The sequence below is a fragment of the Vibrio sp. 10N.222.52.C3 genome (genome assembly GCF_041474195.1).
GTDB lineage: Bacteria > Pseudomonadota > Gammaproteobacteria > Enterobacterales > Vibrionaceae > Vibrio > Vibrio crassostreae_C.
Genome location: NZ_JBFRTQ010000010.1, coordinates 10,675 through 25,780, shown reverse-complemented (window position 1 = coordinate 25,780; position 15,106 = coordinate 10,675). Strand labels below are relative to the sequence as shown.

The 15,106-nt window shown below is 43.2% G+C and carries 11 protein-coding genes and 2 pseudogenes; 8 read left to right on the top strand and 5 right to left on the bottom strand.

Features of this window, described 5'->3' with window-relative positions; genetic code table 11:
- Positions 1–2: 2 nt before the first annotated feature.
- Positions 3–1,537: pseudogene (locus AB4517_RS01240) on the top strand (IS3 family transposase).
- A gap of 39 nt (positions 1,538–1,576) precedes the next feature.
- Here AB4517_RS01240 and AB4517_RS01235 read toward each other — a convergent pair.
- A pseudogene (locus AB4517_RS01235) lies at positions 1,577–1,879 on the bottom strand (transposase); the annotation flags it as partial.
- Positions 1,880–2,088: 209 nt separating this feature from the next.
- Between AB4517_RS01235 and AB4517_RS01230 the strand changes: the two are divergent.
- From AB4517_RS01230 to AB4517_RS01220, 3 genes are all read left to right on the top strand, one after another.
- Positions 2,089–3,936 (top strand): M3 family metallopeptidase, encoded by a 1,848-nt coding sequence (locus tag AB4517_RS01230; RefSeq protein WP_372147763.1) that lies wholly within the window; start codon positions 2,089–2,091, stop codon positions 3,934–3,936.
- 263 nt (positions 3,937–4,199) lie between these two features.
- The gene (locus tag AB4517_RS01225) at positions 4,200–4,685 is read left to right on the top strand and encodes a hypothetical protein (RefSeq protein ID WP_017062728.1); all 486 of its coding nucleotides are present in this window, start codon (positions 4,200–4,202) and stop codon (positions 4,683–4,685) included.
- A 137-nt stretch (positions 4,686–4,822) separates the two neighbouring features.
- On the top strand, positions 4,823–5,146 hold the full coding sequence (locus AB4517_RS01220; protein ID WP_017062729.1) for a hypothetical protein: 324 nt from the start codon (positions 4,823–4,825) through the stop codon (positions 5,144–5,146).
- Positions 5,147–5,476: 330 nt separating this feature from the next.
- On the opposite strand, the gene AB4517_RS01215 is transcribed toward AB4517_RS01220, so the two are convergent.
- From AB4517_RS01215 to AB4517_RS01205, 3 genes are all read right to left on the bottom strand, one after another.
- Entirely contained in the window at positions 5,477–5,680 is a 204-nt protein-coding gene (locus AB4517_RS01215; RefSeq protein WP_004736343.1) for a hypothetical protein, read from the bottom strand.
- Between the two features lie 243 nt (positions 5,681–5,923).
- Complete coding sequence (locus AB4517_RS01210; protein WP_372147761.1) at positions 5,924–6,757, bottom strand: RecX family transcriptional regulator; 834 nt, start codon at positions 6,755–6,757, stop codon at positions 5,924–5,926.
- A gap of 204 nt (positions 6,758–6,961) precedes the next feature.
- A complete protein-coding gene (locus tag AB4517_RS01205; RefSeq protein WP_017064335.1) occupies positions 6,962–8,566 on the bottom strand; it encodes a mechanosensitive ion channel family protein in 1,605 nt (534 codons plus the stop codon).
- A gap of 251 nt (positions 8,567–8,817) precedes the next feature.
- On the opposite strand from AB4517_RS01205, the gene AB4517_RS01200 reads away from it, so the two are divergent.
- The 4 genes from AB4517_RS01200 (at position 8,818) to AB4517_RS01185 (ending at position 13,471) form a co-directional block, all read left to right on the top strand.
- Positions 8,818–9,066 carry a hypothetical protein gene (locus AB4517_RS01200; protein ID WP_017062732.1) on the top strand — a complete coding sequence of 83 codons (249 nt, stop codon included), beginning with the start codon at positions 8,818–8,820 and terminating at the stop codon, positions 9,064–9,066.
- A gap of 921 nt (positions 9,067–9,987) precedes the next feature.
- Entirely contained in the window at positions 9,988–12,051 is a 2,064-nt protein-coding gene (locus AB4517_RS01195; protein ID WP_136974700.1) for a protein-disulfide reductase DsbD, read from the top strand.
- Between the two features lie 3 nt (positions 12,052–12,054).
- Positions 12,055–12,624 (top strand): protein disulfide oxidoreductase, encoded by a 570-nt coding sequence (locus AB4517_RS01190; protein ID WP_372147759.1) that lies wholly within the window; start codon positions 12,055–12,057, stop codon positions 12,622–12,624.
- Between the two features lie 127 nt (positions 12,625–12,751).
- Entirely contained in the window at positions 12,752–13,471 is a 720-nt protein-coding gene (locus AB4517_RS01185; protein WP_372147757.1) for a DsbA family protein, read from the top strand.
- Positions 13,472–13,785: 314 nt separating this feature from the next.
- Here the strand turns inward: AB4517_RS01185 and AB4517_RS01180 are convergent, their stop codons facing one another.
- Positions 13,786–14,802 (bottom strand): succinylglutamate desuccinylase/aspartoacylase family protein, encoded by a 1,017-nt coding sequence (locus tag AB4517_RS01180; protein WP_050632901.1) that lies wholly within the window; start codon positions 14,800–14,802, stop codon positions 13,786–13,788.
- Between the last annotated feature and the right edge of the window lie 304 nt (positions 14,803–15,106).

Sequence of the window (15,106 nt, the reverse complement as noted above, 5' to 3'; positions counted from 1 at the left end):
TTGTGTCTCGTATCTCAGTAGAAAGAAAAGAAGCTATATTGAAGAAGCTATTACCTCCCTATTCAATGTCAGTTAAAGAAGTGTCGGAAGAGGAAGGAATTAGCACTGCGACCCTGTATCATTGGCGCCAGTAACTCAGACGTTCAGGAGCCGCCGTGCCAAATAGCAACACTTCATCAGAGCAGTGGTCAGCTCAAACTAAACTTGCCATTGTCGCTGAAACCTACTCAATGACAGAAAGTGAACTCAGCCAATATTGTCGTGAAAAAGGTCTTTTCCCAGAGCAAATCCAAAGCTGGCGCAGCGAATGTATGCAAGGGTTTAAGTCGAGTAAAGAGCAGGAAGCTGAAGCAAAGAAGCAGGCTAAAGCTGACAAACTTGAAATCAAAGAGTTGAAGAAAGATTTACGACTCAAAGAAAAAGCACTCGCTGAAACGGCCGCTCTCTTGGTACTAAGAAAAAAGCTGAGAGCCTTTTACGGGGAAGAGCCAGAGGACGACTAACCTCAACCGATGAAAGGCAGACCATAGTGACTCTTATCCTTGAAGCGAAGCAATGCGGGTGTCGTTTAGAGCCAGCTTGCCATGAAGTTCAAATCGACTTGAGAACGTATCGTCGCTGGTATCAGCAAGGTGAAGTTCAAGCTGACAAAAGGCCAATATGCCTCAGACCTGAGCCTGCTAACAAGCTGTCGCAGGAAGAGCGTGATGCGATAATCGAGGTGTGTAACCGCTCTGAGTTTGCAAGCTTGCCTCCAACTCAAATCGTCCCGACACTGCTTGATAGAGGTGAGTATATCGCCTCTGAGTCGAGCTACTACCGAGTGTTGAGTACGCAGGGGCAACTTCACAAACGAGGTCGTCAGCGGAGCAGACAGAAGCAAGCGAAGCCAACCAGTTACACAGCGACGGACTCGAACCAAGTCTATACGTGGGATATCACTTACTTACCTTCAAAAGTTCGAGGCCAACATTATTACCTGTATGTCATTGAGGACATCTACAGTCGAAAAATTGTTGGTTATGAAGTGTATGAGCATGAATGCGGTGAGCTGGCGTCACAACTTCTGCAACGAACGTTGATGCGAGAGCAGTGCTTCAATCAAGCTCTGGTTCTTCACTCCGATAATGGTGCGCCGATGAAGTCGTTGACGTTCAAAGCCAAAATGGAAGAGTTAGGTATTACTTCATCGTATAGTCGCCCAAGAGTCAGTGATGATAACCCGTATGTTGAGTCATTGTTCCGCACGGTAAAGTACATGCCAAGCTGGCCAACGAAAGGCTTTGAAACAATCGATAGTAGCCAAAGTTGGGTTGAAGCCTTCGTACGCTGGTACAACACCGAGCACAAGCACAGTCAGCTAAATTACGTCACGCCTTCAGAGCGTCACAATGGAAAAGATAAAGAGATCTTGAAGCGTCGTGTAGAGGTATTGCTCGCTGCAAAACAGCGAAAGCCTGAGCGGTGGTCTGGTGATATCAGGAATTGTGCGCCTGTTGGTGACGTTCACCTAAATCCAGAAAGAGAAGCTGCTTAATAAGTAAGCAAATGATGACAACTACCTTGAAAAACACCGATGCTGATGTGCTCTAACTATAGAGCCATCAAGAAATACCCATTCAAAATCAGCCATGTTAGATAAACTTTTGAAAAGATTATCTAAAATCCCTTTCTTTGACCAAAGATTAAATCGTCTGTAAACGGTACTCCACTCTCCGAACTCAGAGGGTAGATCTCGCCAAGGAATACCTGTTCTCATTCGATAAAGTATTCCTTCAAATGTCATTCGATGTTCAGTTTTATCGTAAATACGACCTGTACTTTTCATAACTTGGAGTAGCAGTTCCCAGCGAATATCAGTTAGCATTGTTCTTGGCATGGTATTGGTTATGGTTTTACTTTTGGCGAAGCAAATTATAACTCTTTACCATGCTGTTCAAAAAACACTCACGAAAGATCAACACGCCCTAATACGCTGTAAAGTAAACCGATAGGCTGTGACTGCATTCAGTTATATCTATCGTCACAAAATACATTCAATGAATGTGTCATAATGTTGAAATTACTGGTTAAATTTCAAGGAATGTCATGACTGCAACGAACTATCTCAACCAATTGAATCAAAAGTATCTTGCGACTCATAAAGCGAAAGAAGACTTCTTTTGGGATACATATATGGGTATCAGTGACGACCACGATGGTTCGACACTCGCACAGACTCAGTGGACGGAATTTCTAAGCTCTGCCGAACAGATTACTGCTATCGAAACGCAACTCGCTGCTATTGATGAAATTCAAGATCCTCTCGAAAAAGAGAGTACGCTGACAGGCTTGAATGGTTGGTTGGCGACCTTTAGATCTCACGCTATTGAGTCTGAGCAGTCACAGAAGCTTAAATCCGATCTCATAAAGTTTGAGGCTGAACTGTTTGAGAAAAAACAGAATCATGTAATGACTTACGTAAATGAAACAGGTGATGAAACAGAAGGATCGCTGCCCGTTTTAGGTTCAGCCGTTAGAAGTAATGGTAATGAACAAGTTAGGCTTTCTGCACATCAAGCATTATTAGATTTAGAGCAATGGCTGCTGGTTAACGGCTTTATTGAGCTGATCAAAAAACGTAACCAATTTGCTCAATCACTGGGGTTTAAAACCTTCTTTGATTACTCGGTGGTAAAAACCGAACAGATGACGACAGAACAACTGTTTACGATTCTGGATGACTTCGAAGCACGCACGCGTGATAGCCATCAACAAAGCCTAGCGAACTTAGCTAAGCAGAAAGGCAAAAGTGCACTCGAAGCTCATAACTTCACCTACTCTTTCGCTGGTGATGTTATGAATGACCTTGACCCGTATGTTCCGTTCTCAAAATCATTAAGACGCTGGATAGAGTCTTTTGGTCGCCTCAACATTGAATACTCTCAAGCGACATTGAAACTCGATTTACTTGATCGCAAAGGAAAATACCCTAATGGCTTCTGCCATGGCCCTATCCCTTCTTTCTATGACCAAGATGCTTGGGTTGCGGCCCAAGTTAATTTCACTAGCAACGCTAAGCCCGATCAAATAGGCAGTGGCTATGATGGGATTAACACACTATTTCACGAAGGTGGTCACGCGGCGCATTTTGCTAATGTAAAAATGAACGCCCCTTGTTTCTCTCAAGAGTTTGCGCCGACTTCGATGGCTTATGCTGAAACACAATCCATGTTCTGCGACAGCTTGTTAAATGACGCTGACTGGCTAAAACAGTACGCTCTAAATGCGGACGGGCAACCTGTGCCAGATGATCTAATTAAAGCCATCATCGACAATAAACAGCCCTTCCGAGCTTACCAAGAACGCAGCATTCTTGTGGTTCCATATTTCGAGCGAGCCCTGTACGAATTAGCTGATGAAGACCTCACGCCTGAAAAAATCACGGCACTTGCTCGTAGCAGTGAAAAGGCAATTCTTGGATTGTCTTGCAGCCCTCGTCCACTGATGGCGATCCCTCACTTATTGTCTGATGAAGCATCTTGCTCATACCAAGGTTATCTATTGGCTCATATGGCGGTGTATCAAACACGAGCTTATTTCACCGACAAGTTTGGTTACTTAACAGATAACCCAGAGATCGGGCCTTTGTTGGCGAAACACTATTGGCATAAAGGCAATAGCGTGAACCATAACGGTACAATCGAAAGCCTGACTGGGGAAGGTTTTAATGCCAAATATCTCGCTGACGAGTGTAACTTATCGCCAGAGGAGGCTTGGGCGATTGAGGAGCAAAAAATCAAACAGCTGTCGACAAGAGAACGTGCACCAGTCGCGGATTTGAATGCGAAGGTATCGATCGTTGATGGAGCAACTGAATTAGCGAATAATGCAAAGTCGAATGACCAAATGTGTGATGATTTTGAGCACTTTATTATTGAGCAATACGGTCGATAGATTGAGTTTTAATGCTAATGAAAAAGGCAAAAATGAGTAGTGACATAACTCATTTTTGCCCCAAAATCACTTAGACCTTTTGCTCATTCGCATCCTGTTCATGGTTTTTCCCCTACTAAAAATTATCTGAAACTAGCACACAGAGTGATTCCCAACGCTTGTCACTTTTGGTGTCATCGTTGGGTTTTGTGTTTATAGTGCAATGAGTTAGGTTTGGTGATAGCGTTGCTCACCTTAATGCGGCTATGGCTACCTGAGGAAAGATGAAAGCTGATAAATCAATTTACATTATTATGATCGTTTTTATACTTAGCTTTTATGCTGGGCAAGCAACAAATTCCCCTGAACTTGATAACTGGAACTTTTTAGTCCAATTGAGTACGGTTTTTAGTGGGTTTGGTTCTTTAGGTGTACTGATCATTGCATATCAAGCGATGGTAAATTGGAGGCGTCAGCAATCTCAAAGCATAGTGATCCAATCAGCAATTGAAGTAGAAGACCTATTAACCAAATTTCATCTTGCGTGTATCAGTGACAATTTTGTAGGTAATCATGACCTGAATTTGTTCAAAGATATTGGGTTAATAAACTGGCGCTTAAGACGCAGAGGATTCAGTGTGCAGGAGTTAAAAAAAATAGAGCAGACAATGAGTGAAATTGCTCAATCGCTTAGAGTAACTCAGACTATACCTCAGGATTTAGCAGATCGTCTTTTGGAAGATATTAATAACTTTTCACGCTCTTTTTAGCATGATGACAACAATTACTTCAAGACAGACTCACAAATGTGTACCATTTTCGCTTCGCTAAAATTTTGGCACATATTCATTCGCCACTTAAGCGAACGTTATAGCGCAATATTAGATTTGAATTTGGGAAAATAATAATGAATAAATCAATCATAGTTGGTTCATTGGTGATTGGAGCTTGTGTTGTCGCTAGCCCCTTTATTTATGATTCGGTAAAAAAGGCGCAGCGTGAAGAACAGCGCGAAAAAGTCGCAGTGCAGATAGAAATTACAGATGTCACAGCTCTAGAAAACGCTGCAAACCTTTACAAAGAATCAAAAGGTAAATGCCCAAGTAAAGCTTCTGAGATGGTAGGAGTGACCATAAAAAGAGAGCCTAAAGATCGCTTAGGTTTGGAATACGAAACGGCTGGAGACTGTCAGTTTAAGTCTTTCAAAGGAATAACTTCGAGTAGTATTTAGTTTAAAGTTGGGTCGCTATAACACATTTGAACCTCCCTTTCTTCGTGCATAATAGCAGCAGTATCTTTTGGCTGCATAAGCAGCCAATGCTCTGAATCCGCCTGCTTCACTTTCCCAAACTCAAGTTATCCGAAGTTGGCAGTCTCGATAACAACCCTTAAATTGAAAATGTCCAGAAACGTTTTTAAAATTGATCAAACTCTATTGTCCTCCGACAACAATGGCTAGATATAGAGCGAGCATAGGGTCAGATAGAGTTTAAAAGTAGGTAGTGTTTAGGGGGGAATTGGTGATCTTAATTACACATCCCTGTGTAACGTATTCTGAATGTCAGCTGGCTTTAAAGCGCTTCATAAATTGACTAAAGCGTGGAATCAGGTTTTGCACAGTCGGCGCATCTGGAATCTCATTTACAAAAATCATAAAGCGCTGTGCTTTACTTTTATCACCTTGAGCAGTCCCTGCTAGTATTGCTTGAGCTAAAATTACATGCTCAGCGGTAACGTCCTTATTCGAAAATTCGTGAATCAACATAGAAAATCCTAATAAGTATAAATACGGATATAATAATACAATATATTGATGTTTATATCGATAGCTTATGGCATTCATCAATGTCAGATTTGTGTAAAAACAATACTGGACAGTGAGCTTAGTGACTTTCCATACTTATGCTAATTCGTGATTTGCTAATACTTGGTTCTTCGAAACTCATTTATGTCCAATAGTTACTTAGGACAAACCAACATACTACAATAGGAAATTTTTCCGGCTTAGTTATTCGTTATCTTCACTCAATGCAAATTTGATCTCGTCTGAAGAGAACCCCTTTCGACTTAGCATCGCGTAAGCCTTGGAGCGTTCTTTATGATCGTTTAGGTCATAGGACTTCTTCTGCAACTGTTCTAAACACGAAGAATAGAAATCTAGCTGCTCTTCATTAATCAATCGGTCGATGAGCGATGACAGCTCACTTGTGTCGATTTGTCGTTGTCTAAGTTCTTGCTGAATGGCGGTCAGGCCCTTGCCTTTACGAGCATACTTGAGCACCTCTTTTTCCAAATCGGCTTTCTCGGCCTTAATTCGAATGTTACTTTTCAGTTGATGCGCTTGTGGGTGCTGGTCAATCGCTACCTTAACTTGTTGATAGCTAAAGCCACGCTTTTGCAGTGTCGCAACCAGCTTTTCACGGCTCATGGTAAAGCTTGAATAGTAGTGGTTGATTCGGTCTATCAAGATGGTTTGTTCATCAATAGACTTTTCGAACGACACTTTATGGATTGCATCAGAAATCACTGAATCGGTCAGCCCCTTCTTCTTCAGTTTTTCGACAATGTATCGAGAACCGAATTCACCAGAGAAAGCTTGTTCCACGAATTGTTCTGCAAACACTTGGTCAGACTTGAGATACCCGAAGCCTTTCAATGTCCCTAGAGTTTCATCGATCCATTCTTGATTGTCGGTTTTGACTTTGAGCTTCGCCACTAACTCGCTTTCCGTCATGTCTCTCTGAGTTAAATGCCACATCGCAGAGTTCATAACACTTTCAATTCGCGTCGCTTTTCTTACCGTTGTATTTCTAGTATTCGTTTTTTGCTGTGAATCGTCCATTCGATTTCAACTTTCCAGATTAAGCCTACCCCATCATAACGTAATTCTAAGGTGGTTGAGTGACATAAAAGAATGAAGCTCAACATAAGCGGCAGCCAATAAAAATGGACGCTTGTTCAGCGTCCATTTGATATCACATTAAGAATGATGGCTCTAAGCCATGCTTAGCTTTTTCGTAATAGCTTTTCATACTAGATCTTTCGTTTAGTTCTCTTCGTGATTGTAAATATGTACATCTCGTTGAGGGAATGGAATCGTGATGCCTTCTTCATCGAAGCGTTTCTTCACGGTTTCCGTTACATCCCAGTACACATCCCAATAGTCATCAGTCTTAACCCAAGGTCGTACTACGAAATCAACAGAAGACGTATTCAAGGTATGAAGCTTGATCATATGCTCTGGTTTTTTCAACACTAGAGGGTGTGCAAGAATGATGTCGTTCAATACCGCTTTCGCTTTATCGATATCATCTGAATAACCAATACCGAAAACCATATCAACACGTCTTACACGTTCTGCCGTGATGTTGTTGATCACGTCACCCCAAATCTTGTTGTTTGGGATCACCAAGCGTTGGTTATCAATGGTTTGAACAGTCGTCGATACTAAGCTCATGTCTTTTACCGTGCCTTGCACGCCTGCCACTTTAACCATGTCACCGACGTCATAAGGACGGTAGATCAAGATCATCAAACCCGATGCAAAGTTAGATAGTGTGTCTTGCAATGCGAAACCAATGATGACACCGGCTACACCGAAACCAGTAAGAAGAGGTGCTAGCTCTATCCCTATTTGAGACAGTGCGATAAGCAAACCAATAAACACGACCGCTTTAGATGCGATGGATACAAAGAAGTCCTGCATCAATACACTGAAGTCCATTTTAGAGTGCGAAACACTCTTACGAACGGTTTTGCGAGCCACGTTAGCAATAAGGCGAGTTACATACAAAATACCGAGAAACAGAGCAAGTTTAACGATAAAAGAAGGGGTATTTTCAAAAGCCCATGAACTGAACGAACGAAGCCAACCATCCAACAGCTCCAGTGCAACATCAACATCCAACACATCGGCGTTAATGTCACCTGTCGTCGCTAGCAAAACACGTTTGTACGAAGTCACATCCACGCCAAACGGTTCCATTAGCGTGATGGTTTCTTCTAAGCTCGCGACCATAACGCTAGTTCGCTCACTGAAGCGTTCAAGCTCAGTTTTAATCGTCGCTTTCTCTTCTTCACTTACATAAGATAACCGGCGTTCTAAATCTTGACGTTGTGTATCCGTGTATAGAATTGCATTAGTAAGATATTGAGAACGAGAAACAAGTGCCGTTTTGAGCTCACCTTCAGGAACAGCAACATCAACACCACGCTCTTTCGACCAATTTAAGGTCTTAGCAAGCTGCTGATAATAGACATCCATCATTCCGATTCGTTTTTGAATACGCAATTCAAGGCGTTTTTTAGCGTCACCTTCAGCTGAACGGTTTTCTTTACTCATTGAAACGATTTTAGTTTCATTCAACGACAGCAATTTTTGTAGCAGTTCGACCTGCTGAGCAAGAGTGACATCCAGCCCCTCTTTTTTATCTGACGATAGCTGTGAAAAAATCTCTTCGCGTAGGCCCTGATTCTTACGCCTTAAGATATCTTCAAGAAAGGGCTTCTCAGCATCATGCGCCGTTTCTAATGTTGCTAGATCGAGCATTAACTGATCTTGTACTTCTGCGATTTTCTCAACGCTCTGCGCATAACTTCCAAATGCGACAAACGCCAACATTAACAATAGACAACGCCAAACCTTCATCATATTAATTCCTATCACTGTCTAAATTGACCCTATAAATAGTAGTAAAAAGAATATGGATAACAAGCATTTAAACGTATGTTATGTTAAAAATTCGCAAATTATCAGCCTGCTTCTAATATTTGAGAGTTCCAATCCCCTCTTATGACCTGTAGAGTACGCATCCAACAAAGAACAACAGCCAATATCTTCATTCGAGCACAGCACTAAAGCGCCCTAAATACGATGTTGGCTCACAGCAAGAGAGCATAAAAATGAACAACGAACTTGATATTATTGAGTCTCTAGAAGAACTAGAGCAATTCCTAATTTCAGTGGAAGCTGGCGGTTTAGGCCTTGAAGGCGTTGAAGGTGTAGGCATGGCAACCAATAATTCAGATGGTCGTCACTTCGTTGCTGTATTCAATAGCAGCCATAAAGTTCTGCTTGCTCGCTGGATCACCAAAGAGGTGTTTGATAACGGTAAAGACTTGGTACGTAACGGCCCTCGCCGCACTCACTAAGCCTTTCCAATAGCACCAATGATTAAAGCCCAACACGTTCACTGACGATCTGTTGGGCTTTTTTGTATCGCCTGTCCCGTCCTGATAGTTAATAAACCACTCAATACAGAATAATTAGCGATAACTTTCAGTTGTTGTGAACTTTAGCTACAGCTCAATGTCGTATTCGCGTGAATTGGTGTTTATGCGTCTTTTATCGTGTATCTGCCGTTTCCCGCATTTATACATAGTTTCACTTTAACCATTTTATGACTTGTGGCACGAAGAGAACTTATCTAAGCTAACCACAATTCAATGAGCTTGCTTTAACGACTAACAGATTTGATTACTGACTAATTTGCTGAACACATCGCTACTTTTCTTATCCACACAGAACCGCCGACAAAAGCATTCGCTTTGGGCGCTCTTCCTTACCGGACTGGTTATCGTAACTTGTCTGGCGAGCACTCTGGCCGTCAAGAAAGTATCGTTATCTGCATCCGCTAATGGCCAATCAGTCCTAGTTGGCACACAAACTCATACAGAAACCAGTAATCCCCAAACCAACATCGCTTCTTCAGAAAAAATGGCTGCTCTATACGCCAGCGTTTTCGGCTTAGAAGCCTCAAAAATGTTAACGTCCCCCAATTCAAATTCATGCAGCCTAAGTTCGAAAATGCTGACCTTTGCCGCCCCAAAAACCGGCTGGCTGATCCCATTCGTACTTATTATTGCTGTTGCGTTTAACTTACCTCCTCACATCTCGAGATTATCTAGAGACAATCATCGCTCTACTCGACCGACAAAACACCGATTGCATCTAAAGCACTGTATATTTAGAGAGTAAATAACCGGGCTACTACACCCTTTTATTTATTTTTTGGAGATACATTTGTGTACAACACACTACTAACTAAGTTTGTCGATTCATTGGCATTCTCTATGCGTACATGCGCGAAAACCTTAGTCACTGCCCTTTTGGTTATGACGTCATTTACCGCCTTGGCACAGACAACGGGCTGGCTTAGTGTGCCTGAGCATCCGCCTGTTAAAATGCGAATGATGTCGACGGGTGAACAGTCGGATGACGGCTCTAAGATCCAAACCGTGCTCGATGTCGTGCTCGACGGCGACTGGAAAACCTATTGGCGCAGCCCAGGCGAAGGTGGCATTCCGCCAAGCTGGGACTGGTCTGGTTCAACAAACATTGAGTCAGTAGAGTGGCACTGGCCGATACCTAAATACTACGAGCAGCTTGACGTCATGACGTTAGGCTACAAAAAACATGTCAGCTTTCCTGTCACTTTATCCCTGAAAGACAACACGAAGCCTGCGATATTCAGGGCATCGTTTACCTTTCCGTCGTGTACCAATATCTGTGTGTTAACCGATTACGATATCGAACTGCCGATTGACCCACAAACTTTAGCGCTCGATGAAGAAGCGATGTTCTTGTTCAACCAAGGCATGAGCCAATCTCCACGAGAAGCTAATCGCACTTCAGTCAATGGTCTATTTTGGGACAAGAGCAAGCAGCAACTGGTTACTCAGCTGACAAGTAAAAATGGCTGGGATAAGCCGATGGTGTTGATTGACGGGCAAGAAGTGATTGATGACTTCTTCTCTCAACCAAGCGTCCACATCACAGACAATACAATGACGGCCGTATTTGATGTGAGCAACTGGATAGGTGAAGTCGACTTAACGGACCGTAACGTGAGTGTCACCGTTTCAGACACTAATTTCGCCGAAGAGATGACGGCCAAAGTTGGCTCAGAACCGATCGCTTACCAAACAAGCAACAACGGCTTTTTGGCGATGATAGGCTTCGCTTTAATTGGTGGTTTGATCCTCAACATCATGCCATGTGTGTTGCCAGTCTTAGGAATGAAATTAAACAGCATCATTCAAAACCAAGGTGCATCTAATCGTCATATTCGACTCTCATTCTTAGCTTCTGCTTCAGGTGTCATTACATCATTTGCGCTGTTAGCCCTAGGTATGACCGCTCTAAAAATGGGTGGTAATGCAATTGGCTGGGGAATCCAGTTCCAAAATGTTTGGTTCATCGGGTTCATGCTGATCATCACTTTGCTGTTTTCGATTAACCTGCTTGGGTTATTCGAATTCAGACTACCATCAGGTTTAAACACCTGGATGGCAACCAAAGGCGATGACTCACATTCAGGCCACTTTGTTCAAGGCATGTTTGCAACGCTGTTAGCAACGCCGTGTAGCGCGCCATTCCTAGGAACCGCTGTCGCGTATGCACTTGGAGCAAGCTACCAAGAGTTATGGGCTATCTTCATCACGCTTGGTATCGGTATGAGTGCGCCTTGGTTGATCTTTGCGCTATTCCCAAGCCTAACCAAATTGCTTCCAAAGCCTGGGGCGTGGATGTTCAAAGTTAAGCTGGTATTTGGCTTAATGATGTTCATTACCAGCCTATGGCTAACAAGCCTCCTTAGCCCATTCATTGGTAAATTCCCAACTATCCTGCTGTCGCTATTTATCGTGATTTCAGTATTGATTTGGATTGGCCGTAAGTTGGGTCGCAAGGTGCTTATTCCTATCGTCGCAACCACAACCTTGGTGTTTGGTGCTGCATTGATCGTCGGTAGTGTCACCGCTGATAACTGGGCGACTCCGATTGTTGACGATCTCGCTTGGCAAAAGCTGGATGCGAAGCAAATCCCTCAGCTCGTTGATGAAGGCAAAACGGTGTTTGTTGATGTGACTGCTGATTGGTGTATCACTTGTAAAGCCAACAAGATCGGCGTCATCCTTCAAGACCCTGTCTACAGTCACCTACAGCAAGAAGACATTGTTTTGATGAAAGGTGATTGGACAACACCAAGTGAAAGTGTCACTCAATACTTACAAAGTAATGGGCGATTTGGTGTGCCATTTAATATCGTCTACGGCCCGAGCTATAAAAGCGGTATTCCACTGCCTGTCATTCTCAACAGTGACACTGTCGTTCAAGCCATCGACGCTGCGAGATAACTGATGAAGACTCCCAACAATGAAGATAAATCTAGCACGATTGAAGACGACGCTGTAAAGGGTGAGGCCAAAAAGCCAAGTCGTCTTAAGAAGTGGGGAAAGGAACTGGTTTCAATGATATTGATCGTTGGCGTGGTTTCATTTGCCATGGACTTTTATCACAGCAGAAGCATGCCTCAGGGCGATGCGATTCCAATTGTGGGTCAATCGCTCCAAGGCGAAGATATTGATGTTATCGAGCTAAGCAAAAATGGTAAGCCAGTCATTGTCTATTTTTGGGCGACTTGGTGTGGTGCCTGCAAATTTGTAAGCCCGACGGTTAATAGCTTCAGTGATTCCCATCAGGTGGTTTCGGTCGCTCTGTCATCTGGCCCAGACGAACGTGTTCAGCGTTACTTAGAGGCGAAAGAGTATGACTTCCCTGTGATCAATGATCTCTCTGGATCGATCAGCAGAAGTTGGGGAGTCAATGTCACTCCAAGCATCGTCATCATCAAAGATGGAAAGATTAGCAGTATCGCAACAGGCATTACTTCCCCGATAGGGCTTTGGTTGAGAACCTACTTTGCCTAACTCGCTTACAAAGAAAAACAGAGCAAAGCAAGGTGAATAACTCGATTTAGCCCGTTTAACGAACAGAATTTCCGTGAGCGCGACCCAATGAGCGCTCACGATTATCAAGAATTAGAGAATAAATAGCATGAAAAAGCATCTGATTAGTACACTGATTTTAGGCTCACTAATGAGCACCACTGCCTTCGCTGAGTTAAGCACAGAACAAACCCAGCAACTTGAAGAGATTAACCAATTTCTGAAAGAGAACCCTTCTACGATCTCTGGCTTGCATACCAGCCTAGAGCAGTACGTAGCAGGGCAAGAACAGTCGAAGAAGGCTCAAGCAGGAAGCCATGATTGGTTGTACAACAATGACGCTCACCCAATCACGGGCAATCCGGATGGCAAATCGGTCATCATTAACTTTACCGACTATAACTGCCCTTACTGTAAGCGCTTGGAAAAAGGCTTGGTTCAATTAGCCTCTGAAAACAGCGACATTAAAGTGATCAACGTTTACTTATCGTTTAAGCAACAACAAGTTGCAGGGCTAGACACCAACGCGGCGCTATACGCGATGAAAGTATGGGAAGATAACCCAGAAGCATTCCCTGAAGTTGATAGATTGCTGATGGCGAAAAGCGGTATTCACTCGAAAAGCTCACTAGAAGCCGTTGCCAAGAAGACGGGAACAGAGGCGGAACTAAAAACAACTCAAGAACAAAACCAGGTTCTAACCACTAACCATCAAACGTTCAGTGCACTCGGCTTAACGGGCACTCCAACCATGATGATGAACGGAAATGTTTTACCAGGATATGTGCCTTATGACCGATTAAAAGAGATCGTGGACGACGCTTTTTAATCGAGTGTAGATAGAGATAAAAATTCGAAAGAGAAGTGAATAAAAAGCCGACCTGCGTAACTCACAGTCGGCTTTTGATGAGCTTAAGGTAATGTTTTCAATATTATTTTTGAAACAGAAAAGCAGTCGAAGTGTCACTATCTTGCAATGGATTCTTAATCTAGCCTCGCTACTCTAAAAGCAGTTCTCTCGATGAGTCAAAGACGTGTTAACTCAAGACAACTGTCCTTTGACCGAGCCTAGCTCGGTCTTTTTTTTACGTGTTTTAGATAGCAACACAGTGCATTAGCACAGAAACGTCCAACCGACTAAGCCTAACTTAGCAAGCGACAAACAAGCGCACCCGGCTCCCTTAACGCATCCACGTTATAGCTAAGGACACGTCCGGCAGACGGCGCGTGATAACGGCGACACTCATTACCAAAAGCGTCATATTGAATAGCCAACAGATCATCTTGTTCTACGCTCTGCAGAAGCTCAACCTGCGGCAATACGAAACCACCAATATCAGCGCGGATAGAAACCACATCATTACCCTCTATCCAATCCATACTCGGCAGCTGCATTTTCTCGGGATGATTTATTTCAACCTCGAACATTTCATAATAAGACAGCATGTTAAAAACACCGTCTACCGCTCGTTGAATCATGTCAGGCTGAGTAAATTTCCCCATCCCAACTTCCACCGTGATGCTCGGAATTCCACTTCGATTCCAAACCGTTTCCAAAATACCTGGGTCACCAGGGTCATTCAGAACACAATCGGGCTGCATCAGCCTCGCCATCTCCAAACATTGTTCTATGCGGTAATCAGCAAACACATAAAGTGGATAAACTGCGCCACGAGTTTGAGTGTGGAGGTCAACGGCGAAGGTGGCATTATGCTTAAGCAAACGCTCCCACAAAGACGCAACAAAGCGCTCCGCAGCCAAGCCATTCGCGTCACCCGGAAAGAGTCGATTAAGATTAGCAGGGCAAGAACCCGGATCCGAAGAGATGAAATCACGGCTATGGTTCAGCAAGCCAGACAGATTCACAGTAGGTACAATCGTTACCGTGCCTTTGAGCGTTTTACCGACTAAGTCCCTGATAATTTGCTGTGCAGCCAACACTCCGTTTAGCTCATCACCGTGAATACCGGCGGTGATCATCAACTTAGGACCTTCTTGACTGCCTTTGAAAACAGAAACCGGCATGTTCTTAGGTTGCCCTAGCCCATCACTGGTGACTTGAAACCAAAACTGGTGCTCTCCAACGGGTAGGTCTTCAACATTCAAGGAGCCAATAACCTGCCTACCTTGTAAAACATCGCCTAAGTACTCTGTTTTCATCCAACGTCTCCATCTTGTTGAGCAAAATCTATTCTCTTCTAAGTTTTTGCATCATAGAGGATATCTTAATCAGTACAAACAGTTAATAAGATGAACAAGCTCTGACTTTCCCATAATACTCACGTATATCATCATCACTTCTCCTAAATAGAAGCTTGTGAAAGTCAGCACTCAAGATCAGATAAGTTGTATAACCATTCACAAACCACTCAGTCTATTGAAATAAAAGTGCAATAAAATCAACACTTAAAAAGTTCCCTATTCACGAAAATGTAATTTTATAGAAATGAAAGCTTAATTTAGC